20 protein-coding genes are annotated in these 25,003 nt (G+C 41.3%); 4 read left to right on the top strand and 16 right to left on the bottom strand.

Annotation, left to right across the window (positions count from 1 at the left end; translation table 11 throughout):
* Nucleotides 1–116 precede the first annotated feature (116 nt).
* From CXF95_RS30590 to CXF95_RS12425, 3 genes are all read right to left on the bottom strand, one after another.
* Complete coding sequence (locus CXF95_RS30590; RefSeq protein ID WP_232787814.1) at nucleotides 117–593, bottom strand: hypothetical protein; 477 nt, start codon at nucleotides 591–593, stop codon at nucleotides 117–119.
* Entirely contained in the window at nucleotides 562–1,482 is a 921-nt protein-coding gene (locus tag CXF95_RS30585; RefSeq protein WP_232787813.1) for a hypothetical protein, read from the bottom strand. The genes CXF95_RS30590 and CXF95_RS30585 overlap by 32 nt, the downstream gene beginning before the upstream one ends.
* Before the next feature lie 145 nt (nucleotides 1,483–1,627).
* Nucleotides 1,628–3,265 (bottom strand): AMP-binding protein, encoded by a 1,638-nt coding sequence (locus CXF95_RS12425; RefSeq protein WP_101199001.1) that lies wholly within the window; start codon nucleotides 3,263–3,265, stop codon nucleotides 1,628–1,630.
* Between the two features lie 259 nt (nucleotides 3,266–3,524).
* On the opposite strand from CXF95_RS12425, the gene CXF95_RS31450 reads away from it, so the two are divergent.
* A complete protein-coding gene (locus CXF95_RS31450; RefSeq protein WP_101199000.1) occupies nucleotides 3,525–4,028 on the top strand; it encodes a DUF1569 domain-containing protein in 504 nt (167 codons plus the stop codon).
* On the opposite strand, the gene CXF95_RS12415 is transcribed toward CXF95_RS31450, so the two are convergent.
* The 7 genes from CXF95_RS12415 to CXF95_RS12385 form a co-directional block, all read right to left on the bottom strand.
* Entirely contained in the window at nucleotides 3,976–6,252 is a 2,277-nt protein-coding gene (locus CXF95_RS12415; RefSeq protein WP_101198999.1) for an EAL domain-containing protein, read from the bottom strand. The genes CXF95_RS31450 and CXF95_RS12415 overlap by 53 nt on opposite strands.
* A gap of 10 nt (nucleotides 6,253–6,262) precedes the next feature.
* Entirely contained in the window at nucleotides 6,263–9,367 is a 3,105-nt protein-coding gene (locus CXF95_RS12410) for a chemotaxis protein CheB (protein WP_232787812.1), read from the bottom strand.
* Nucleotides 9,368–10,351: 984 nt separating this feature from the next.
* On the bottom strand, nucleotides 10,352–11,089 hold the full coding sequence (rlmB, locus tag CXF95_RS12405; RefSeq protein WP_101198998.1) for a 23S rRNA (guanosine(2251)-2'-O)-methyltransferase RlmB: 738 nt from the start codon (nucleotides 11,087–11,089) through the stop codon (nucleotides 10,352–10,354).
* Nucleotide 11,090: 1 nt separating this feature from the next.
* Entirely contained in the window at nucleotides 11,091–13,481 is a 2,391-nt protein-coding gene (gene rnr / locus CXF95_RS12400; protein WP_101198997.1) for a ribonuclease R, read from the bottom strand.
* Between the two features lie 96 nt (nucleotides 13,482–13,577).
* On the bottom strand, nucleotides 13,578–13,874 hold the full coding sequence (locus CXF95_RS12395) for a hypothetical protein (RefSeq protein ID WP_101198996.1): 297 nt from the start codon (nucleotides 13,872–13,874) through the stop codon (nucleotides 13,578–13,580).
* Between the two features lie 71 nt (nucleotides 13,875–13,945).
* Nucleotides 13,946–14,575, bottom strand: a complete 630-nt coding sequence (locus CXF95_RS12390; protein ID WP_198556574.1) for a tetratricopeptide repeat protein — start codon at nucleotides 14,573–14,575, stop codon at nucleotides 13,946–13,948.
* A 142-nt stretch (nucleotides 14,576–14,717) separates the two neighbouring features.
* On the bottom strand, nucleotides 14,718–14,954 hold the full coding sequence (locus tag CXF95_RS12385; protein WP_101198995.1) for a TIGR02647 family protein: 237 nt from the start codon (nucleotides 14,952–14,954) through the stop codon (nucleotides 14,718–14,720).
* 247 nt (nucleotides 14,955–15,201) lie between these two features.
* On the opposite strand from CXF95_RS12385, the gene fre reads away from it, so the two are divergent.
* Nucleotides 15,202–15,900 (top strand): NAD(P)H-flavin reductase, encoded by a 699-nt coding sequence (fre, locus tag CXF95_RS12380; protein ID WP_101198994.1) that lies wholly within the window; start codon nucleotides 15,202–15,204, stop codon nucleotides 15,898–15,900.
* Between the two features lie 65 nt (nucleotides 15,901–15,965).
* Here fre and trmL read toward each other — a convergent pair whose 3' ends face one another.
* From trmL to CXF95_RS12355, 6 genes are all read right to left on the bottom strand, one after another.
* Nucleotides 15,966–16,430, bottom strand: a complete 465-nt coding sequence (gene trmL / locus CXF95_RS12375) for a tRNA (uridine(34)/cytosine(34)/5-carboxymethylaminomethyluridine(34)-2'-O)-methyltransferase TrmL (protein WP_101198993.1) — start codon at nucleotides 16,428–16,430, stop codon at nucleotides 15,966–15,968.
* 105 nt (nucleotides 16,431–16,535) lie between these two features.
* On the bottom strand, nucleotides 16,536–17,507 hold the full coding sequence (locus CXF95_RS12370) for an alpha/beta fold hydrolase (RefSeq protein WP_101198992.1): 972 nt from the start codon (nucleotides 17,505–17,507) through the stop codon (nucleotides 16,536–16,538).
* Nucleotides 17,508–17,592: 85 nt separating this feature from the next.
* Nucleotides 17,593–18,024 (bottom strand): CBS domain-containing protein, encoded by a 432-nt coding sequence (locus CXF95_RS12365; protein ID WP_101198991.1) that lies wholly within the window; start codon nucleotides 18,022–18,024, stop codon nucleotides 17,593–17,595.
* A gap of 243 nt (nucleotides 18,025–18,267) precedes the next feature.
* A complete protein-coding gene (locus CXF95_RS31445) occupies nucleotides 18,268–18,414 on the bottom strand; it encodes a delta-class carbonic anhydrase (RefSeq protein ID WP_369809311.1) in 147 nt (48 codons plus the stop codon).
* 79 nt (nucleotides 18,415–18,493) lie between these two features.
* Entirely contained in the window at nucleotides 18,494–19,900 is a 1,407-nt protein-coding gene (locus CXF95_RS12360; protein ID WP_101198990.1) for an ATP-binding protein, read from the bottom strand.
* The gene (locus CXF95_RS12355) at nucleotides 19,897–20,592 is read right to left on the bottom strand and encodes a response regulator transcription factor (RefSeq protein ID WP_101198989.1); all 696 of its coding nucleotides are present in this window, start codon (nucleotides 20,590–20,592) and stop codon (nucleotides 19,897–19,899) included. Before CXF95_RS12355 ends, CXF95_RS12360 begins: the two co-directional genes overlap by 4 nt.
* A gap of 150 nt (nucleotides 20,593–20,742) precedes the next feature.
* Here CXF95_RS12355 and CXF95_RS12350 point away from each other — a divergent pair, with 150 nt between their 5' ends.
* Nucleotides 20,743–21,570, top strand: coding sequence for a Spy/CpxP family protein refolding chaperone (locus tag CXF95_RS12350; protein WP_101198988.1), 828 nt, complete (start codon nucleotides 20,743–20,745; stop codon nucleotides 21,568–21,570).
* Nucleotides 21,571–21,805: 235 nt separating this feature from the next.
* Entirely contained in the window at nucleotides 21,806–24,994 is a 3,189-nt protein-coding gene (locus tag CXF95_RS12345; RefSeq protein WP_101198987.1) for a glycoside hydrolase family 15 protein, read from the top strand.
* Nucleotides 24,995–25,003: the final 9 nt, after the last annotated feature.

Genomic DNA, 25,003 nt, shown 5'->3' with positions numbered 1-25,003 from the left:
AATTAGGATGCTGTTTACACACACGTTGCTTATGCAGAGCCTTGATTTCAAGGTTCTGTTCTTTTCTCTTGATAACAAAAATGCCTCCTAAGAGGCCTGTATTGGTCAAGTTAAGGTTAATCTAGAATAGAAATCTTAAACCCTGTGTCTGAGTCATCTGTTTTTTCAACAGTAATAATATAATTGACCTCTTCGTTAATTCCAATTAACTCGGTTCTATCAAGTAGTACTTGAGTATCGTTACTGTCATCAAACACTGCAATAAGCTCATAAAAGTCACTTGGCAAGGTGATACTCCTGCTCTCTTCATAATCTAAACCCGCAACTAGATACTCGGCGCTTTCTATGGTCTCGTCTTGACGCACAAAATAGAAATCAATATCAAAAAAATCAGGCGTCAAATTAACAATCTGAATTTGATGATCAAATACTTGCGGTAAATTACTTTCTTTAAATGATAAGGAATTTAGTGTCCCTTGTGCATCTCGATACAGAATGACTGCTTTGCTCTCTCCTTGATTCAACGTCACTAAGCGGTTATTAAAACCTTCATCACCTAACTTAGCCGTTAATCGATAATCGATAATCCCCAAATTCTACTTCACTAAAATCACTTAAAGTATTTGCGCTCAGAATCGTATCGTCAGTTGTTCCTTTATTGCCTGCTAAGGTTAAACTAACTGAATCCGCATCATCTAGACTATTATAAACACGATATTGCGCTGTTGCATCTTCGTCAGTGTAATTAGCAACGGCCGAAGAATTAATAATAAGATCTATAACAACATTGTCTTGAATAGCACCAGTGGTAGTTCTTAACGCTAAAACATATTCAGTATCGAAGGCAAAACTGATAGTGGCACTTTCAAAAAATGGCACATTTGACCCAGGCGTTGTTAGATAAAGAATATATTCGCCTTCGTTGAAATAATCACTATCGGTGTCTGGATCCCAATAAGTTAACTCATCAAATTGTTGTAAGTTAATAGTACCTAATAGATGTGCAGCACTAAAAGGTTCTCCTGCCGCATTCATATATAAATCATAACCTTCAGATCCACTAATGACTGAAGTAGCAAATAAGCGGAAATGAGCTTCAAGTTCCTCACGTATATAACGATGCGTGGTAAAAGAGGGGCTTTCATATTCACAGCTTAAGATCATTAGTACTTTTTCACCTTCTGATAAATCAACCGTTACTTCTTCTAAAATCACTTGTTGATCATCAGCATCTATCCGGAAAAACTCTAATTCTAGCTCACCGCTTTGTGAAGTAATCAATCCTGATGCATCGCCGTATGTGGCTGTACCTAACGTATTGCCATCTACTTCTGCCATAAGTGTAGCGGCGCTATTTGACGAGCCATTGTAAAACTGTAGATAGGCATCGGAAAATACCGGTTCATAGTCATCACTAGAACTGCTGCAAGCAGATAGCTGTATTAGTGATAGAAGCAAAGTAGGTAATAGCAAGGTTTTCATAAAAGTCATCCATAATTAGCAAATTTATGCGCCAATAATATGGATGACTTAACAAAAAGTTAGGGGCTTTACTCAAGCTTTACATTCTTTGCTTTGAAGCGTCGAACTATTTGTAAAGATTATAAACCATCAAGGATTTTACCGGCTATTGCCTCACTATTTTCCCAGACAGCTCACCATTGATAAGGCTATTATAGTGTTCTTCAAGATCATGGCGTTTAATCTTAAGAGTCGGGGTCAGAAGGCCATTATCTACAGTCCATTCATCCTTCATCACGACTAGGCAGTCAAGTACCGCATGGCTTTCAAGGGTGGCATTGACTTCGTTTAACGTTGCCAGCAAGCTTTGTTCAATTTCTTCCGATGGTAACTTAAGCGCTTCTGGGGACAAAACAACTAAACCAATAGGTTGTTTTAATTCCGAACCTGTCACACATACTTGCTCTATGTAGGAATTAGCCATTAATTTTGATTCAATGGGTACAGGAGCAATATATTTGCCTTTTGATGTTTTAAAAATCTCTTTTAATCGACCGGTGATTGTGATGTAACCATCACTATCTATCGCACCTTTATCACCCGTTTTTAGATACCCATCTTCAGTCATCGCTTCTGCAGTTTTTTCAGGCTCTCGATAATACTCTTTCATATTACAAGGCCCCTTAACTTGGATTTCACCTTGTTCGGCTATGCGTATATCCACGCCTGCATAAGCACGCCCTATGGAGCCTAATTTATCGGCCCTAAAAGGCACACAGCAAGTGCCATATGCACTATTTTCAGTCATTCCCCAACCTTCGGAAATGTTGACACCAATTTTTCTAAACCATTCTAGTGTAGTAGCAGGAATGGGGGCTGAACCGCTTGCGCACAGCCTTGCTTGCCCCAAACCTAATTTATTGCGGATCTTTCTACTAACCAAGCTCCCCACTATTGGGATATGTAACAATAAATCGAGTTTTTTCTGCGGCATGTTAGCTAATACGCCCATTTGAAAACGTGTCCATAAACGAGGAACAGAAATAAACAAGGTGGGCTGCGTAGACCTAACATCACGGGCAAAGGTATCCAAAGATTCAATAAAGTCGATACGTGTACTAGAGTATAAACTAGCAATTTCTACTAATACTCTTTCAGTAATATGCGCCAAAGGTAAATAACTGAGAATACGATCGTTTTGATTCACTCCCAGTTCGTTTAATGAATTCGATGCTGCCCAACAAATAGATTGATAAGTGTGCACCACACCTTTTGGATTTCCCGTACTGCCGGATGTATAAACGATAGTCATCACTGAATCTAGAGCTGGTATCGGTTTGTCAAGAAAGGGAGTCGCTTGTAATAATTCATCCCACTGTTTATCAGCAGGAATATTCGGATAAGGAAAAGCGAGCTTAACAATCCCATCATCAATAGCGGCGACTTGTTTTTCAGTATTGTCCAACTTACCAACAAATATCACCGGACACTTAGCATGATCCAGAACATAACGAATGGTCTTTTCACCAGCCGTTGAATATATAGGTACAGACACATGACCTGCTAACATAATCGCTAAATCGGTAATAAACCACTCAGCGCAATTTTTCGATAAAATGGCAATATTGCTAGCTTTAGGCAAATCCATTGCCAATAAACTTGCAGCAACTTTTCGAGCTTGTTGGCTAGTTTCACGCCAAGTGAAATCTTTGATGGCACCATCAATAGGCTGTTTTAAGTAAATAGTTTCGGGATGAGTCTCTTCCCATTGGTAAAACATTTCTAAGGGTGTTTTTAATGACATAGTGAATACCTATTGTGGGTCTTAAGTTATTTATAACGATTGTTAGTAAATAGGTCAATTGTTCTTTCATAACAAGTTGTTAACGAATGAAAAAGCTTGCCAACAAGCTGTTTTTTCAGAAGTAATCATCAGTTTTTTCCGTTGGTATAGTCTAATATCGATTAATTAGCGAAACGTTAGCAAGCGACAAGTTTCTAAACTTATCTGCAAAAAAACAAAAATTATCTTAGATTGAAGCCCAACCATCCCAAATTAATGGATATCAGCTAACGTTTCGATAAGCCACTTTTCATACATTCAGCCACTTATCACAAAGCATCAAATACATCATAAACCACGCCCACAGCACAAATCTGATATATTCAAACACATCGTTGGCAAGAGCGTGTTTTGTGTATTCGCTAAACAAGGAAGTATGTCTCATGATTTAAGGGAACCAATCCTTGGGGCTCCAGTAATAAGTCTGGAAGTGCCAATGCAACAAGCACCCACAAGACTCGTCTACGCAATGACAGCATTCAATAGTTTTGGTGGTGAACTTCATCCCAATTTTGAACAATTAGTTGTAAACGAATGCTCTAGGGCCAAAAGCTTACTTACTGAGGCAGGTTTAGGGGATTTAGTCTCAACCTCACTGCTACGTGCGCTCTTAGTGCGCGCCGTTAGATCCCCCCCTAATTTAAAGATAAATCAGATGCTCGATGACTTCTTTAAACTTGCTGAGCGAAGCTCTCAAATTTCTGGAGTGACAACGGTCTGCTAAACAGATAGCCCTGATACACATGACATCCTAGATCCTCGAGGTAGTCCAGCTGGGCATGGTTTTCTATACCTTCAGCGCTGACCTCCACCCCCAAATTTTGGCTAAGAGCAATAATCATTTTGGCTATCGCCGCATCGTCCTGATCGCTGTTGATTTCTTGGACAAAACTTTGATCGATTTTTAACCTATCCAGCGGTAGCCGCTTCAAATACGACAGGGACGAATAACCCGTACCAAAGTCATCAAGAGAAAAGCGGATACCACTAGCCTTTAAGGTTATCATTTTGTCGATCACATCGTTCATGTCATAAATCAACACACTTTCTGTCAATTCCAGATTAAGACGCAGTGGATTAGCACCGCTGCGTTTAAGTTCTGTCAATACTTGGCTAACGAAGTCAGTCTGGTGAAATTGCATGACACTGACATTCACAGCCATGCTCAGTTCTGCCATTTCTGGGACACAAGCCCATTTTACAAGTTGGTCGCAAGCATTTTGTATTACCCATAACCCAATGGGTAAAATAATACCACTTGCTTCAGCGATGGGGATAAAATCTCCGGGCATTATTACACCCCGCTTAGGATGTAGCCAGCGGATTAAGGCTTCTACGCCTATTAGCTTATTTTTACAGGTCACTATTGGCTGATAATAAAGGACGAACTGCTCTTTTTTTATTGCTTCATGTAAATCATTTTCCATTTTTATACGAGCGACCATCAATGTCTGCATCTCGGGGGCAAAAAAACGCAGGGTGTTGCGACCATCTGCTTTGGCAGCATACATGGCGGTATCGGCCTGCTTTATCAGTTCGTCAACTGTGGTGGTGTCTTCACTGAATAGGGCTATACCGACACTACAGGAACAGTGGTACTCGATCTTGCTCTGTGAATCTCTACTGACACTCTGCTGCAAAAAATACGGCTCGTTCAGGTGAAAGATGAATTTTTTCGCCACAGCCTCGACTTGCCTCTCAACTAAAATCGTTTCATACAGATCTTCGATAATCACTACAAATTCGTCCCCGCCAATGCGCGATACGGTATCCCCCTCTCGCATGCATGATTCTAGGCGTGATGCGACACTGATCAGCAACTGATCACCGACATCGTGTCCCAAAGAATCATTGAGGGTTTTAAAATTGTCCAGATCAATCATCATCACTGCCCCCAGTCTTTTGTGGCGAGCACGGCTAGACAGGGCATGTTCTAGGCGGTCAAGCATTAGTCGCCTATTAGGTAATTTAGTCAACGGATCATAGAAGGCAAGGTTTAAAATTTGTTCTTCCGCCACTTTTTTCGCAGTAATGTCTCTTATTGTGTATACATAGTGAGAAACATCGTCTTCGTTATTTCTCACTTCGTTGACCGTCATCCATATTGGATATACCTCAGAGTTTTTACGGCGAGCCCAGATTTCCCCTGACCATTTACCTTGCTGTTTTAACTGTGTTTTCATTTCAACAAAAAAAGAGCTGGTATGCCGCCCCGAATTGAAGAGATCCTGGGTCTGCCCAACAATTTCTTCATCGCTATAGCCACTCATGGTCATAAAAGCCCGATTAGCCTGTAAAATCAGACCTTCAGCATCAGTAATTAACATGCCATCTAGTGACTCAAAAGCAATCGCTGCGATCCGTTGTTGTTGTTGTATCAGCCGTTGTTCTGTGATGTTGCTCACCCCGAGGTGTAATTCAACTGTGCCGTCGGCTTTCTTTCTGCTAGTGCTAGTCAGATGCACCCATAAGGTCCCTTTATTCGAGGTCAACATTCTTAGATCACAGGACATAGTTTGCTGGTTTACCAACAGTTTTTTTGTTTTTAAGTAAAAATTATCCTTGTCAGCCTTAAAGACAAAGCGGCTAAAGGACTTCCTAACTAGTTGATTTCTGGGAATATCAAGCATGGTCGCAATGGTGAGGTTGGCTTCCTGGATAATGCCCGTTTCGTTAAGTGTACAATACCCTACTGGGGACATATTATAGAGCTCGAAATATCGTGCCTGTGATATTTCAATATTTGACTGTGCAGTCCTCAACTCTTCATTTTGCATTTCCAGCTGGATCTTATGTACTCTCAGATCGTACACTATTTGCTGGACTTCTAGCGCTGACAGGACTCCAATATTTTCCTGTTGAGCATCATCTATTCTGCTGGCTATATCCTCTGCTCGCTGACGTAAGTCTATGTCAGAGGAAGATGATTTATCTTGTTTTTTAGTCACAATGATATACTCAATTTTTTATGGATGGTGAGGCGAGCTTAAGTTGCTGCAGCTCACGTTTTTTTTCGCACAAAGCATCCTCGGCCTGCTTACGGTCGGTCACATTGTTAAAAACGGCAACGAAATGTTGCGGTGCATCTCTGAAGGCCATGCATTCACACCAGCAGTTACTGGGTTGAATAAGCGTTTCAAATTGGACTTTTTCTCCTGTCTTGACGACATGTTCAAAGGTGCCTATCCAGTCAAAGTTATCTTTCTCAGTACCGAGATCCAGCTCTCTCATGGTTTTCCCTAAGGGGTCGATGCCTATGAGAACTCTATAACTTTCATTCGACCCAAGAAAGCGATAATCGACGGCCTTACCTGAACTGTCATAGATCATTTCATGGTAGGCCACACCAAAGGGAACATTGTCAAATATGGTGTGAAATCTGCTCTCCGATTCCTGCAATTTACCTTTTATTTGTTTGACCTCAGTTATGTCGATAAAACTGATTACAGCCCCTTCAATGACATTATCAAGGGTTCTATAGGGCTGAATACTCATGTTGAAACGCTTGCCATTTGGGGTTTGCACCTCGGTCTCTTTAGGCTGAAGTGTGTTCAGCACTTGCTGAATGTCAGTAACCAGGCTGCTATAGTCGACCAGATTAGACACAATATGCCCTACTGGGCGGCCAACATCGCCGGTTATCAGGTTGAGGATAGTATGGGCGGTAGGGGTGAAGCGCATGATCCGCAGTTTATGATCGACAAACACAGTGGCGATGTTAGTGCCTGCCAGCAAGTTATTCATGTCGTTATTGGATATTGACAAGTCGCGCACCTTAGTCTGCAACTCGCTATTGACCGTACTCAGTTCCTCGTTGATCGACTGTAATTCTTCTTTAGAGGTTTCCAGCTCTTCGTTGGTGGATTGCAACTCCTCGTTAATCGATTGCATTTCTTCATTAGAGGACTTCAGCTCTTCGTTAGACGCATCTAATTGCTCCTGCGTGTTCTGGAGGTATTCGTCTTTCTTCTTTAGTTCCTCTTGGAGATCCAACACTAGCCGTTTGAGCTTAGAGTCGGTTACATTAGTTTCAATTTTGGCCACGTCTTCAGGCTTTTGCTCCAATAGCCGATTTTCCATAACCATCAAATACAGATACTTATCATTTGACAATTCGCTATCAACCTTAATGGGACAGATGATCAGATTGAAGTATTCAAAGTGCTTGTTGGACTTGATTTTCACGTTTGAGTGTCGTTCGATATTTTTAGACTTAATTGCATTATATAGGACGCTCTTCAGCTCATTTTTTAGGCCGGGCCGGGCCATTTTCAAGACATTATTGATGATAACGTTCCCAGGGTTGAGAGATAGAAACATGCCACTTTGCCCATGCAAATAAAGAATATCGCCGTTGGCCCTAATCAACACGCCGGCAGGGGATAACTTGTTGATTAACGTCATTTCGGTCAGTTCACGGAAGGATAATGGACAGCTTAGGCCTGATTTAATAGAGGAGGCTGTTCCATGGGAGAGACTTCCCATATTTTTTGACCTAAAACCGCTGAAGGACATAATGGTCATGCCCGGAAAATCAACTTTGCGCCTGAACAATTTACTATTACGGTTAAGTAATTCAAATAGCATTTCGCCTTTGCCAATACCCTCGGACGTTCCCAGCATTAATACGCCCAGGGGATTTAGAGCATAGTGAAATAGATTGATCAATTTCTCCTGTAGTGTGGTATTTAGGTAGATCAAAAGGTTTCGGCAAATGAGCAGGTCTAACCTCGAGAACGGAGGATCTTTGATGACATCCTGCTCGGAGAAAATAAGCATGTCACGGACCACTTTATTGATACGATAAGCACTGCCATCGGGTTCAGATGTAAAAAAGCGTCCAAGGCGTTCTGACGATATATCATTCACTATGCTGGCTGGATAAAGCCCGCTTCGGGCGGTGATGATTGCCCGCCCGTCAATGTCAGTAGCGAATAGCTGCACCTTATATTCTTGTTTTATTTTCTCCATCCGCTCACGCAACAGGATGGCAATAGAATAAGCCTCCTCGCCAGTGGAACAGCCCACTGACCAAATCCGAATCACTTTGTCCGTGTCCCTTTCCTTTAACAGACCAGGGATAATATCCCTTTCGAGAGACTTGAAAGTTTCAGGGTCTCTGAAAAAATGGGTCACCCCAATGAGGAGGTCATAAAACAAAGCTTGTATTTCCAAAGGCGTATGCTGAAGAAACTGGACATAATTTTTAATATCACTGATCTGATGGACCGCTAAGCGGCGCTCAATACGGCGGTTAATTGTACTTGGCTTGTACTGAGAAAAGTCGTGACCGGTCTGGTCACGTATCAGAATAAATATTTGATTCAAGCTACTATCAGTTTGCATTTGATGAGACAAAAAGGAAACGTCTGAAGTCTTATTAAAATGTGAGGTGTAAGCAATGAGTCGATTACCCATTTTAGCAGGAGACAACTCGTAATCGACCATCCCAGTGGCAATGGCACTGAGAGGCATGCCATCAAATTCAGCTGTGGAGGGAGTTTGTACCATTACCATCCCGCCCTCCCCCTTAATTGCCCTAACCCCCAGGGTACCATCACTACCGGTACCCGATAACACAAGGCCGATGGCCCGCTCTCGCTGATCATGGGCGAGTGAACGGAAGAAAAAATCAATAGCTAAACGTTGCCCATGAGGGGCGACAGGGGTTAACAATTGCAGCTTGCCATTGATAAATGCCATGTCATACTTAGGTGGAATGATATAAATGCATTTGCTATGAACCTCCATACAATCTTCTACCTCGAATACCTGCATGGACGTATAACGGCGAATGAGATCGCTAAGAATACTCTTGTGATCAGGCGCCAGATGCTGCACTAACACAAAGGCCATGTTCAGGTTAGAAGTGTCCGGTATCCCAGAGAAAAAATCTTGAAAGGCTTTTAAGCCCCCCGCTGAAGCTCCTATACCGACGACGTAAAAAGGATCTGCTTCTAGATTGGACACCTTCTCGTGATCCTTCGCTTCACTGCTGACTTTGGGTGACACTTTGTCGGTCTTATTCAATGACCTGTTACTCGTTTTTTTTACTGCCATCATATCCCCTTACCTGATCTTATCCCTGTTTGACTACAAACAATCCGTTTAGCTATTAAGATGAAGATCAATTTCAAACACCCAATACAGTATCTATCTCAGCACTTTAAAAACTATTGATACAAATCAATTTTTGTCATATAGGATATTAATGATTTGAGTGCTCAGTACTGGACGTTGTTGTTTTACTTAGCATTTCAGATAAATACTATAACCTCACATCCTTTTGATTATAGTCGATATACTCACACTCGCCAGTGTTAGCTTAGTGGTCACTAACGATTATTAGATGTAATCCTAGTGGCGAACACATTTACTAGCCAGAGCAAGTTTTTGAGGACCTAAGCCTTACCCAATCGCGATAAAATACGCTACCTGAGCGTCAAAAAACCGGGGAATTTGACGTTGGAAGCGTATTGTGCAGCAAGGAAGGGTCTATAAAATACATATAAGCAAATACCACTCATCATGATGCGTGTTAGTGTTAGCTGAAGCTGAAGCTGTAGCTGTAGCTGCATTTACATACCTGACGTGACTCTCAATGGCCTAACGCAAGACATAAACCCTAGGTGTTTTTTGACTTTTGGTTTAAGGGAGGCTTTCTGAGGGGGCAATTCTTTATACTGATTGATATTAGGCGGTCTTGGAAAGTAGTGTAAACCACTGGATTAGACAGGCTTGTGATCTATTGTTCAGATGTAGTAGCACATTGACCATAGTGAAAGAAAATAATGCGAAAACCATTTTATGTATAGGCTTAGAGCCATTTAGTGGCAAGCATTTAAATTTGAGCAAAAACGGCTTTAGACGCTAAATCTTAGAGAAGAGAAGCCAAAATTGAGTCTTCAGTACCTATGGTAGAGGTATTGATAAGAATGCAAGCAACAAAATAATTGCCGCCTGCAGTGTCTGATGATATTAACTAACCTGAGTTCGGGATAAGCCATACCTAAGGTTTAGATCTTAAAACTGGCACATAGCTGTGTGTTAACTTCGTTGCCTAAGAATCTCATATAAACACACGCCTGTTGCGACCGAGACATTTAGGCTTGAAACTGAACCAGCCATAGGCAGCTTGATCAGCTCGTCACAGTGTTCACGAGTTAAGCGGCGCATGCCTTTACCTTCAGCCCCCATGACAAGGGCCATTGGCCCATTGAATTTACAATCATAGATATTATTTTCTGCTTCCCCTGAGGTGCCAACTATCCACACTCCAGCGTCTTGCAAGTGTCGTATGGTTCTAGCGAGGTTGGTGACTTGAACTAAAGGAATAACATCAGCCGCACCACAGGCCACTTTTCGTACCACTGGCGTCAGAGCAGCAGATTTGTCTTTAGGTACAACCACCGCGTCCACACCAGCCGCATCGGCTGTACGCAAACAAGCCCCTAAATTGTGAGGATCAGTCACGCCATCCAATATAAGCAAAAAGGGTAATTTACTTGACTCTACAATTGCTGCCAGGTCATTTTCATTATATTGCTTAGCAGGTTTCACTTTTGCGACTACACCTTGATGTTGCCCACCGTCTACCTTGTCATCTAAGGTTTTACGTTGACAAAATTGCACAGAGGTCCCAAAGCCCCTTGCTTGGCTAACAATATCGTGAATACTTTTATCATCACGGCCTTTCAATACAAAGAGTTCAATTAAACGCTCAGGTTCACGCAGGAGAATGGATTCAAGGGCGTGGATACCATATATCCATTCTTGTTGAGCCATATTAACTGCTCCCCTTTCTTGACGAACTTGCCGGCTTGCTTCGAACAGACTTAGTTTTAGATGATGTGCGGCTTTTTCTAGTCGCTGGCTTTTTAGTGGTTTTAGCAGCGGTAGCTGGTTTAGCTTCTGTGACTTTTTTACCTTGCTCCGACTTTTTAGACCTAGAAGGTTTCCTACCCGCTGTTTTTCTAATATTTTTGCCTGCAACGCCATCCAATAAAAAGTCTATTTTTCGTTCATCTAAATTGACTGCAGCGATTTTAACTTCAACAGGATCACCCAAGCGGTAAACCGTACCAAAACTCTCGCCAATTAAATGCTGCTTAACTTCGTCATAACGAAAATAGTCTTTTTCTAAAGAAGTAATATGCACCAAACCATCAATATGGAATTCGCTCAAACGCACAAAAAACCCAAAGTTAGTCACTGAAGCAATCACACCTTCAAATACGTCGCCAACATGGTCCAGCATAAATTCACATTTGAGCCAATCGGAAACGTCTCTAGTCGCATCGTCAGCACGGCGTTCTGTCATCGAACACTGTTCACCTAAGGTCTCCACTTCATCAGCGGTATAAGCTTTGCCGCCTGATTTACTCTTGCGCTGCTGTTGTTTATCGATAATGCCTTTAAGGGCTCGATGCACTACTAAGTCGGGATAGCGACGAATAGGCGAGGTAAAATGTGCGTAAGCCTCCAATGCCAAACCAAAATGACCGATGTTTTCATGATCGTATACTGCTTGTTTCATCGAGCGTAACAACATGGTTTGAATGAGTTCTTGATCAGCTCGACCTTGAATTTTTTCAATCACGTCGGTGAAATCTTGCGGGGATACGTCACTACCAATTTTGTGAGTGATGCCCACTTCACCCAGATACGACAAAAATGCACCTAAGCGATCTGAATCAGGTTCATCGTGGATACGATACAAAGCTTCGGCTTTATTTTTAGTTAAGGTTTGCGCCGCTGACACATTCGCCAAAATCATACATTCTTCAATTAGCTTATGCGCATCGTTGCGCGTCACCGGTATAATATTATCAATTTTACGTTGAGCGTTGAATACAAACTTGCTTTCTTGAGTTTCAAACTCAATCGCACCACGTTGTTTGCGAGTGCGTTTCAAAACACGATACATTTGGTGTAAATTTTTCAGGTGAGGGACTTGCTCAGCATAACGTTTATGTAGTTCAGGGTTACCTTGTGTTCCCTGTTCTTTCAAAAGGTCCCACACTTTTGTATAGGTTAATCTTGCCTTGGAGTTCATTACCGCTTCGTAAAATTGATGCTCCACCAGCTTGCCTGTTTTGCTGATAGTCATTTCACACACCAAACATAAACGGTCAACTTGAGGATTTAATGAACATAGACCGTTAGACAATACTTCTGGCAACATGGGAATAACTTGTTCAGGGAAGTATACCGAGTTACCACGATTTTGTGCTTCGCTATCCAGTGCCGTGCCTGGGCGCACATAATAACTCACGTCAGCTATCGCCACCCATAGTTGCCAACCACCGTCATCTAATGGTTCACAAAAAACCGCATCGTCAAAATCACGAGCATCTTCACCATCAATAGTGACCAGTGGCAATTGTCTTAAATCAATACGCTCTTCCTTCGCCTCTTCGGGGACTTGTTCATTTAGTCCCTTCACTTGCCTATCGACACCTTTTGGCCAATGATGTGGAATATCAAAAGTACGCAGCGCCATATCGATTTCCATGCCGGGAGCCATATGTTCACCCAACACTTCAATAATTTTACCGATAGCATTCACCCGCTTTCGAGGACGCTGCACAATTTCAACCACAACAATGTGCCCTTGACGGGCACCGTTGGTTTGTTCTTTGGGGATCATGATTTCGTGATTAATACGGCTGTCGTCGGGGATCACTACACCTACGTCATTTTCAAAAAAATAACGACCCACTATGGGCTCGGTGCGAGGCTCGACAATTTTGGCAATTCTGGCTTCGCGTCTACCACGGTTATCTGTGCCACTTTCTTTAACAAGCACCACATCGCCGTGGAATACCGTGGACATTTGTGCATTATGAATAAATAAGTCTTTTTCACCATCATCGCGTTTTAAAAAACCAAAGCCATCACGATGACCTATTACTCGGCCTTGAATAAGATCCTCTGTTTTAAGCTTTGCGTACTTTTTGTCACGATTGAACTCAACTTGTCCTTCACGCTCCATGGCTCGAAGGCGACGCTGAATGCCAATGCGACTGTCCTCATCTTTTGCATCAAGCAACTGACAAAATTCTAGGAAAGACAAAGGTTGTTTAGCTTCGACTAAAAGTTCGAGTAAGTATTCGCGGCTAGCAACCGGCTTTTCGTATTTTTCTTTTTCGCGTTGGTAAAATGGGTCGTCGCTCATAGGGCGAGGAAATTCCTAACTAATAAATATAATTGTCCAGTATAACTAAATGAGCCGCCCAAATAAGACTTTTTAACAGATACTGTCTTAGTTTCACTATTTAACTCTTTTACCATGAATACGATGCACCTCTAACCAGTTGCTCTTGCCATCATTTGACCATTGCAATTTCCATTCAAATGAGTCTTGTTGCATGTCAAAAAATGTAATGCAAGCATATTTGCCCTGTGGCGTTTTATGTTTAGATAACATCACTATCTGGTTGCTGTCTGACACTGCGCTATAGAGATCAATTGTTTTCCCCGCTTTGGTTATCCATGCCATCAACCATTGTTGTTTATCTTTATCAAAAGCACGTGAATTACTGCCTACTTGGCGATTATTTTTAGGCATTTTTATAAGGTAGGATCCCTATAAAGGGGATAAAGGGAAGAGACAACAATCTTTACCCACATAAAGTGAGATTAGGAATTAAGTGGTCTTTTCGCCTTACGTACTGCTTTGGGATGCATCAGTTTTTCTAAGCTTTGCATACAACGGGCAATTTTACGGTGCGTGGATTTATCTGCGGTAATTGCATTGTACAACCAGTGATAAGCGTCTTCATAATCATAAGGGCTGCCATATCCTTCAATAAATAATTCTGCCAATTGAATTTGTGCTTTTAAGTCGCCCAGTACAGAGGCCTCACGTAAAAAAACCACAGCTCTTTCTTTATCCTGTTGCACAAGTTTACCTTGAGAATAATACCGACCTAATTGTTCTAATCCAGCTGAAAGACCTTGCTCAGCAGCTTGATGCATAAAGTTTATGCCTCGCTCTGGCTCTGCGTCCACGCAGACTCCCCAAGCAAGCATGTCGCCCCACAAAAACTGATAACTGGGAATTTTGAGTACTTCTGCCCGTGCCTGAATATCTTGCACCAACTGGCAATCATCTAACACCACACGGCTCAAATGTTCATTTCTATTAATTAAGTCCAGTAACTCATTCTGTGAATAAAGCTGCACAGCTTTAATTTCATCAGCTGCATGAGTAGCAGTAACAAATGACAAGACACAACATAATATTGATAAAGATTTGAATAAGGGCATAAAAATTATCTGACTTTTAGTATCTGACTTTTAGCATTTCTTTTGTATCGGCAACAAAATTTTTTATATAAATAATTTAGGGCCATAGACCCTAAATTATATGCAAGACCAATTATTATGCTAACAACTGTTCGACCACTTTCTATTTATGGGTTAACGCCATTTTTATAACCTGGGCATGTTCGAATAAATCATGCCCTAAATCGGTTAAATATCCCCCATCAGGTAAGGTCACGATACCTTTTTCGAACAATCGCTTCGCAGCATCAACCACTGTTGATTCTGCGTCATTATGAATTTTCAAACCTTGCATCAGACTCTTGTTAGGAAACTTCAATAATAAGTTCAGTTCTGCAACCATCTCAGACGTAAATGTCATGTTTCTTCCTCAAAAATTATGCACTTAATTCCCGTGCACAGAGCGGGCTCATATTAGATTTAAGCGGAACAAGGCATTCATTTACAGAACTTCCACCAAAACCTAGTATTTTCAGTTAATTACGACTCGTATAAAAGCAGTCATATGTTTATAATCCACCACTGAGCCTAAAGCTCAAACAGATGAATATCAAAGGTTATTTCAAATAATCATATTCAAGTCGTATTAATCTAACCAGAAGAGATCCATGCAAATAATCCAATGTAAGGTAGAAAAAATTGAATCCCTTACAGACTCAATTAAACGTATCGTATTAATTCCAAGTTTACCCCTGAGTTTTATTGCCGGTCAATATTTGCAAGTAGTCATGGGCGAGGATGACAAACGCCCCTTTTCTATTGCTAACGCGCCTCGAGCGGATGGCAGTATTGAATTACATATTGGTGCTGAACCAGGCAATCAATATGCAGGGCAAGTCTTAGAAAAAATGACCAAAGATGCACAAATAAAAGTAGAGGGTGGATTAGGGGAAGCCTTTCTTAATCAAGCCGCTGCACAGTCTACTATTTTGTTAGCTGGCGGCACTGGATTTTCGTATACCTTATCTATACTGCAACAACTACTAAGCAAACCATTAATGGCTCCTGTGATTTTGTATTGGGGAACACGAACGGTTAATGACATGTATGCCTTCGACGAACTTAGCACTCTTGCCAAACAACACCCTCTTTTTACCTTCATCCCAGTAGTAGAGCTTCCAGAAAAAGATTGGACAGGCAAAACGGGGTGGGTACATCAAGCCGTACTTGAAGACATTCAAGACTTGAGCAATTATCAAGTGTATGTGGCCGGACGTTTTGAGATGGCTAAAGTGGTGCGTGATGATTTCATTAAACAAGGATTACCGATAACCTCTTTGTTTGGTGATGCATATGCATTTATCTAAGGAATAATTGATGAGGGAGCTTGAAAACAAGCTCCTAAATAACCTGAGCTCTGGATAAATAGCAATTACACCGCGCCATCAAACTCCAATTGCCGCCAAGCTTCATACACAAACACTGACACCGCATTTGACAAGTTCATGCTACGACTTTGTGGCAGCATAGGAATACGCACTCGCTGCTCGGGTGGCAGAGACTCAATAACCTCATCGGGTAGACCTCGGGTTTCGGGCCCAAATAACAATGCATCGCCGGATTGATACTTAGCTTCGGCAAAGAACGCCTTGCCCTTGGTTGTGCATGCAAAAATTCGTTTAGGCTGTCGAGCTTGAATATAAGCTTCAAGATTTGGATAACGTTGTACATTGGCAAACTCGTGATAATCCAACCCCGCCCTGCGTACTTTTTTGTCATCCCAATCAAATCCTAGAGGTTCAATTAAATGTAATGCAAAACCAGTATTCGCACATAGACGGATAATATTGCCAGTATTGGGAGGGATTTCAGGTTGGTATAAAACGATATCGAGCATGGGTATAATTTCAGTTATCTATAATAGAGGCATATTAACAAAATCCAGCTAGAAGGTTTAACACTTAGTGGGTCTTTATCTTTTGGATGTGTCTTTTGAGAACGATCATCTAAAAAAGTCCAAAATTGCCGTGAAACAAGGCACTCTAAATTTATCTTGTTCTTCTAACAATTCATGCTTAGCGCCTTCAATTATCATCAGTTTAGAATTTGCCATTTTTGCCACTACCCTGCTCTGGCGTTTGTTATCAACGACTTGATCAGCTCCGGCTTGAATAACTAAGGCGGGAATGGGGAAACAGTGCACATTTTGCTCTACTTGGTCCATTGCTTGAGCCGCCATTTTTAGCCACTGTCCGCTGACGCCACCTAACTGTAATTGAGGTGCTGCTTGATACTCTTGACGAAAAAGTTGATACCTGATTTCACTGTGAGTTAACTCATTAGCTGCAAATGGCTGATGCTCATAATTTTTTTGTCCAAAAAAATAGCTGTTTTTGTTATTTAAAATGGCGTGTAAATCGAGCAATAACTTGGCGAACCAATCAGGTAATGGCGGACGAATGCCAAACATAGGGGCCGAAAACGCGACCTTTTCAAATAATTCTGGATAACGTGAAACTGTCAAAGCTCCGATGGTCCCACCCATTGAATGACACAACAAGTTGGGTTTGTGCGGTGTTTTTTCAGTGACCACTTCATCAATAAATTTTTTGAAATCGGACACATATTCAGAAAAGTCCGCCACATAGCCTATTTGTGAATTTTCTAACATACGCCCTGACAAACCCTGCCCTCTATGGTCATGAATAAATACCGAATATCCATTTTGATAGAGGTCGTACACTACTTCCTTATATTTTATTAAACTTTCGATGCGGCCAGATGCAATTACTACAGCTCCGAGTGCCTGTGGATGCAGTGCATAAGCATACGCAATATCTATTTTTTCCATTTTCCCCACTTCCCCCACTCCATCAAACGTTCCGTGTTGAACGCTGTTTTTCCAGAATGGTTGAATAGCGGTTACATACTTTGACGCTAAGTTATCTTCAGAGCAAAGGACAAACTGAGACATGTAAAAAACCTATTTTGAAATTCGATGTGAAATACCTGCCGCAAACTAGTACCCACTATTTACATAGCAGTGACTGAAAACTAGCTCATTTGGCTCGACTGAGTTTTTTGTTGTGATTGACTTCAATTGTCCTAAGGATATCGCGCCAACTAATAATTCCAACGGGGGCATCTTTTTCATTCACAATAGGGATACAGGAGATATTATGTTGATTGAATAGGCTAATTGCCGCATACACATCCGCTGAGGGTGGCAACGTAATGGGCTTTCGGCTCATGATTTGGTGCACTTTTTTATTCAAAGTAAATTTGTCATGGGCTGTTGCTTGAAGCGTATCGATAAAAGGACTGATGGATTTTAGCAAATCGCGATCTGAAATCACACCGTACAATTTACCCTTTTCTACCACGAGTAAATGATGAAACTTAGCGTTTTCAAAAATCTGTTTAACCGTGCGCAAAGTATCATCCAATGTCACCGTCACCACGGGTTTACTCATGATCCGCTCAATTAACATGTGTTGCCTTATTTACCCTAAGTTACAATCGAAATAAAGCTAACCGCAAATTTGGGTCTGATGCAATAAAAAACGACATAATTTAATTCTCTGCAAAATTTTGTCGCTTATGGCTACACAGTGTATTTTCTACAATAGGGTACTCAAACTATTCTATTTTAGATAGTAACGCAGGATTGGTAACAAGTTTACGCACACCATGGCCATGGTCTTCTCCAAACTCATTGCTGTCACACCAAGTAGCTAAACTATTAATGTTTGATCTGGTGTGACATCAGCAGAACTATGCACCCAATGCACTTCAACTGTATCGCCTGGCTTCAAACCTTTACAAACGTTAGTCTTTGTAGGGGTTAATTCTGCGGCTGTTAACTCTTTACTTATGAGCAATAAACTTACCTAAGTTAATTAAAGATCATAAATATTGAAAGTATAATTTTATCTTTAATTACAAATGCTTAAACATTATTTAAGCCCTTATAAAAGGTATGGATATTTTGACATGTAATCCACCTTGGGGTTTGTTGCTTGCCTGAATAAAACCTTGGTGTTTAGCTACAGCATGATGGGCAATAGCTAAGCCTAACCCTACTCCTCCACTATTTCTGTCTCGAGCGGTAGATTCTCGGTAAAAGGCTTCAAATATTCTATCTAACTGACTTTCTTCAATACCATTACCATCATCTTCAATGATCCACTCTATATGTGTATCTTGCACCGACACAGAAACTTGAATGAGATGATTAGAATAATAAATCGCATTGCGTAGGATATTTTCAATCGCGCTACTTAATAATTGGGGTTCTGCATACAAACTAATATTTTCCTGTGCCTGATAAAACAATTCTTTATTTTTTTGCTCAGCCTCGAATTGAGCATCGTCAATAATAGGAGTCATAATTTGCTCAAGACTAACAGACTGTAAATTTTGGATAGGCTGCTTATTATCCAATCTAGATAACAGCAATACTTGAGCTATCATATTTTCAATTTGTTGCGACTCTTTTTCGATCCTTTCCAAGGCTGCCAGCATATTGACTGACATATCAGACTCATTCTGTTGCAATGCAATACCAATAGATAATTGCAAACGCGTAAGGGGTGAACGTAACTCATGTGAGATATCGGCCAGTAATCTTTTCTGGCTATTTAGCAAACTCTCAACTTGTTCAGACATAAAATTGAAGTCACGGCCAAGTTGACCAATTTCATCTAAGCGCTTACTAGCATTGCCTACACGCACCCCCATCTCGCCTTTTGCCATGCGTTTAGAGGCATGCCTGAGTTGCGCAATAGGGTTAAGTAATCCCCGTACAAATAAGTAACACAGACCCAAACTAAGGGAAATCATAAAGAGTATAAAAATGCCTGGGTATTCATGCCGTATAACACCTAGATTTCCCCCTGCCCTCGGTTTAACCAAAAACAACATATATTCAGATTGATTGGTTTTTATCATACCGGGTCCAATAAAGTTGATACCTTCTACTTCTAACATCAGCGGCGCACTTTGCTGATTAAAATCATCAAACACTTCGTCTTTGAGTGGCCTGTGCCTATTGACATTATGCACAGTCTCTCGTGTGGAGAGATCAATCAAAATCAAACCAAAACGGTTACGTTTACTCACGTGATCAAGCAACCTTTTAAGCACGACATTACCATCACGCTGATCAATTTGATTTTGCAATTTGTCAGTCATGGTCACTAAATCTCTTTGCTGCTGCGGATTCAATGGCTGATATCTGGCTTCAGAGCCAAGTTGCTTTGCAAGCCAGACTGAACTAAAAAAAATCAATAAAGCGGCCAACCAAAACCATAAAAACACTCTAAAGAATAAACTCTGAGCTGGATTAAACCGACCCAATCTTTTCATGTCGATACCAAATAAAGATAACCAGCACCACGATGGGTCTTGATTTTTTCCTCTGGGCTGAAGGCCGCTAATTTTTTACGAAGATTACTCACGTGCATATCTATGCTGCGATCAAAAGCGGCTAGCTTTTTACCTAATACTTTTTCACTAATATTCTGCTTACTAACCAAACTCCCATGGTTAATCATCAACAGGTGCAAAATAGAATATTCAGTGGCCGTCAGTTCAACCAGATTGTTAGCACAAAACACTTGTTGTGCTGGGGGGGAGAGCTCTACATTACCTAACTTCAAATTCTGCTGCACACTACTACTAGGAAGCAACGCCATTCTGCGCACTAAGGCCTTTATTCTTGCTGACAGCTCCCTATGGTTAAAGGGCTTCGCTAAATAATCATCGGCCCCCATTTCTAGACCAAAAATTTTGTCATAGTCATCCCCCTTAGCAGTCAACATCAAAACGGGGGTGAGATGACTAGTACGTAACTTTTTTAAAACTTCAAATCCGTCAAGTTTAGGCAACATCACGTCCAATAAGATTAGGTCGTAGTGTTTGTGTGACGTCGCTAAACTCAAACCCGCTTCGCCATCGTGAGCTACATCTAATTCGTATCCCTGCGGGGTAAGATATTCTTTAAGCAATTCTGTCAGTTCTAAGTCATCATCAATCAATAATAGTTTTTTAGCCGACATATGTTTCCTTGGGTATTCTTAGGCTAGCCACACTATAACTCACAGCATATTGTGCAACACGATACATTTACACAAGCTTTACACTCCCTTTGCGTTTCTTTGCATTACTTTGGCTAGACTTGTTGACAGTTCAACAAGAGGATAAAAAAAATGACAACATTTAAGACATTATTTAAAACAACACTTACACCCATCGCGCTTTGTCTTTCCCTTGCCGTCGCTGCACCTGCTACAGCTCAAAAAGGGCATCATCAAAAACATGATGGCATGCGCCAAATTTTGTCTGAGTTATCTCTAACGGATTCACAAAAGCAAGATATTAGACAAATTTTAAAACAAACCCGGGAAGACAGAGGCCTATTTAACACCGATGCTAAGTCCCTAAGAACACAGCTACGTAACCTTGTGCAATCTACTGAATGGGATCAAACAGCAATAGAGAGTGCCATTACTCAACGCCAGGCTTTACACCAAGAAAAAGCGTTACAACGGGCTACCAACAAAAACCTAGTATGGAATATGTTAACTGAAACCCAGCAAACTGAATTTGCTGGGCAGTTAGAAACACGCAAGGCTGAGCGGGATGAAAAACGTAAAGAAGGTAAAAGAAAGGGTAAACGTAATGACTACAAGCTAAAACGTTTAGATCTAACTGAAGCGCAACTTACTGCCATCGAAGTTATTAAAGATGTAAGCAAAGCAAGTGCTAAAGAAATTGAGATAAAGTTAAAAACCTACAAGCAAGCAGAGCGGTTATTAATTCATAGAACTGACTTTAAGTCTGATGTTTGGCAAGCCCTTAGCAATGAATACCAAACTAATTTTCTGGCAATGGCGGTATTAAAAGCGAAAACCAAACATGACATTTGGAATCAGCTTACTCCAGAGCAACAAGCCGATGCAGGTGAAGAAATGTGCAGTAAAAAAAGAAAACATAGAAAGAAAGGTAAAGAGCACCAAAACCAAAAGTCAGTTTAACTTTCTACCAGTACAAATCTAAAAACGGCACCAAAGAGGTGCCGTTTTTGTTTAACTCTAAATAACCTCAGTCCCTCTATTAACAGGCTATTAACACAACATGACGACTTGAAAATAAATAGATTCATTTAGCACTGAATGTAAATTTGTTTTATGCTCTGCGCATATTTATAAATGCCTTATTTTAAATAATAAGTTTTGTATTTTTGACTCAATCAGGCAACAAGGGATCTTTATGCAAGACATCGAACTACGCACTCGTCTTGACCAATATTATGGCCAAATAAAATCGGTCATTTTGAACAAACAACACCCCATATCTGGGTTACTTCCTGCCAGCACGGCTGTCACAGTGCATGGCAATTACCAAGATGCTTGGGTACGAGACAACGTTTACAGTATTTTGGCCGTGTGGGGACTAGCACTGGCCTACCGTAACTTAGATGATGATGGTGGGCGAGGCTTTGAATTACAGCAACGTACCGTAAAATTGATGCGTGCATTATTACGTTCGATGATGGCGCAATCGGCAAAAGTAGAGAAATTCAAACGAACTCGCCAACCCATAGACGCTTTACATGCCAAATACGATACTGCAACAGGTGATAACGTTGTAGGTGATGGTGAATGGGGTCATTTACAGGTTGATGCAACGTCTGTATTTCTACTGACTCTTACGCAAATGATTGCCTCAGGTTTGGAAATTATCTGGACCGATGAAGAAGTCAGTTTTATACAAAATTTAGTGTATTACATTGAACGTGCCTACCGCACACCCGATTTTGGTATGTGGGAGCGAGGTGCTAAAAGTAATAGCGGCAATGTCGAACTTAATGCCAGCTCGTTAGGTATGGCCAAGGCCGCACTTGAGGCACTATCTGGTTTTAATCTTTTCGGCGCTAAAGGGTCACGATCGAGCGTTATTCATGTCATTCCAGATAACATTGCACAGTCTAATATTACGTTAACTTCAATGTTACCCCGTGAGTCCAATACTAAAGAAACAGATGCAGCCCTACTTAGCATAGTGGGCTATCCGGCTTTTGCTGTCGACGACCCAATACTTGCCAATAAAGTGCGTAACGACATCATTGCTAAGTTAGAGGGTAACTATGGGCTTAAACGTTTTTTGCGTGACGGACATCAAACCGCTCTCGAAGATGAGGGCCGCCTGCATTACGAAGAGCAGGAGCTGAAACAGTTTGAGCATATTGAGTCAGAATGGCCACTGTTTTATACGTATTTATATTTGGATGCGATTTTTCGCGATGATACACAACAGATAAGTCATTACCGAGCTCGTCTTGATGCAGTGTTAGTAGAACAAAATGGTCAAAAACTGCTACCTGAATTGTATTTTGTCGCCGAAGACTGTGTTGAAAAAGAACGCCTTGAGCCTGGCTCTCAAGTGCGTATTCCGAATGACAACGTGCCTCTGGTGTGGGCCCAAAGTTTATATTTGCTAGGTTGTTTACTCGAAGATGGGCTATTACGTCCAGGTGATTTAGATCCTCTCGGGCGTAGGCATCACAAAATACCTAAAAAGCCTGTGGTCCAGCTTATGTTTTTGGCTGAGGATGAAGTGTTACAACAAGAGTTGGAAACCTTTGGCGTGCCGACACAAACTATTCAAGATATTTCGCCCGTGCAAGTGTATCGACCCGAGGATATTGCCAGCATACATGCACAAATTGGTAAATGTGATGAACTAGGTCTTACCGGGCGTATTCCTAGAAAATTGAAAAGTCTAACCACCAGCCGTGTTTATATGATGGGCAAAAAACGCGCCATATGCCTGACACCTTCTTTTATCCAAAAAGATTTTTTCCTCAGTTATGACATCGAATTTTTAGTGCGCCGCTTTAAGTCAGAGCTGAGTTATCTTCACCGGCATTGGACTGAATTAGGTCGCCCTTCGGTTACAGTGTTGCTGACTCACAATTTGCTGGACACGGATCGTAGTACCTTTTATGCATTGATGAAACAGATTGCCAGCGGTGAAGTAGACGGTATACCTGTGCGCCACGATATAATGGCGCAGTTATTAAATACGGCAGCGGTTGAGCATGTGGAGCACCTAAAAGACTTAATTTTACCTGACCAACCCTTAGCTATTCTATTGTCTCAATCTTGCGTATTAACCTTAGCAGGTGAGCATGAACAATTATCACCAAGTGAAGAACTTGAAATCGCATTACAAAAAGAGACTGGCATATTAGAATCTAGATTAGGACAAGCGACCAATCTTTACGAACAAATAGCGCTACTGACTAAACTAGTCGAGCTTGAATCTATGGACACTAAAATCCACATCCACAATCAGCAGCGCAGCTTGCTCGACTTGATTGAAGAAGTATATACCCAAGCAGGTAGGCTGAGACTTTGGTCAGTGTTGCGACAAGCGTCTGGATTACAAGGCAAAATTGATGGAGACATTGGCCTAGCAGTGGGTGACTTATTAGTCGCACAAAAGTTTATTCAGGTAGGTCGTTCATATCATGATGAGTCGTTGATCACTCGCCCAATCAGTGACGAGGAGTTGATGCAGCGAATTGTGCAATATTGCCGCGAAGATGTGCGCGATCAAATTTTAACCCAAGAGGTGTTGCTGTACTTGGGTCTGTTAATCAAAGCTAGGCCAGAGTTATTTAGCGAGCTATTAACTTTGCGTGCAAGTCTTTTGATCATTTTGCTAACGAGTCAAATTACCAGATCACAAAATACCACGACTGATGAGGCCTATGAAATATTGATGAACTTGCCACCATCAGAAATTCAATCACGCTTAGAAGCGGTGCTAGAAAATTATCAAACTTTAGCTGAACTTCCACAAAAGCTCGAAACATTACATGCTCAAGGCAATACTGAACAACTAAATTGGCAGCAAAATTTGGGCTTGGAGCAGCTCGAAACTCCAGTTGATGGTTGGCTGGTTTGGCGTCAGCACCAAGGTGTACTCGACCGGCGTTCAACAGAATTTTTAGCAAAAATTTGGAGTGTTTTGAAACATACCAGCGGCCTGGTTATTGGCAACAAAATGGATAAACGCAACCGTATTAGTAGTGACTTAGTTTTAAGTGATATGACTGAGGGAGAGAAAGCTTTTGCGTTATTAATTGAACACATGTTTAACAACATTCATGCAGCAGAATATCGTCAACTGACTATTGAAACACTCACTGCGTTAGCTAGCTTCTTTGAACAAAATCCAAGTTTAATAGTGGAAGAAGCGATAGTCATTGACGTGACCATTGGTCATGCAGTGAACCTTGCATATGTCAAAGAATTCCCTGAACGGCAACAACACTACGACGAACACAAAAGCCATGCTTGGGAGCTCTTTTACCAGCAATCACCCGTGCATAGCACTACCTTCATCATTTCAGCGTTGAATCACTTATTAACCATCAGACAGGTAGAGTAAACTAAAAAC

The organism is Paraglaciecola sp. MB-3u-78, assembly GCF_002835935.1.
Classification (GTDB): domain Bacteria; phylum Pseudomonadota; class Gammaproteobacteria; order Enterobacterales; family Alteromonadaceae; genus Paraglaciecola.
This window is presented reverse-complemented; position numbering and strand designations above follow the sequence as displayed.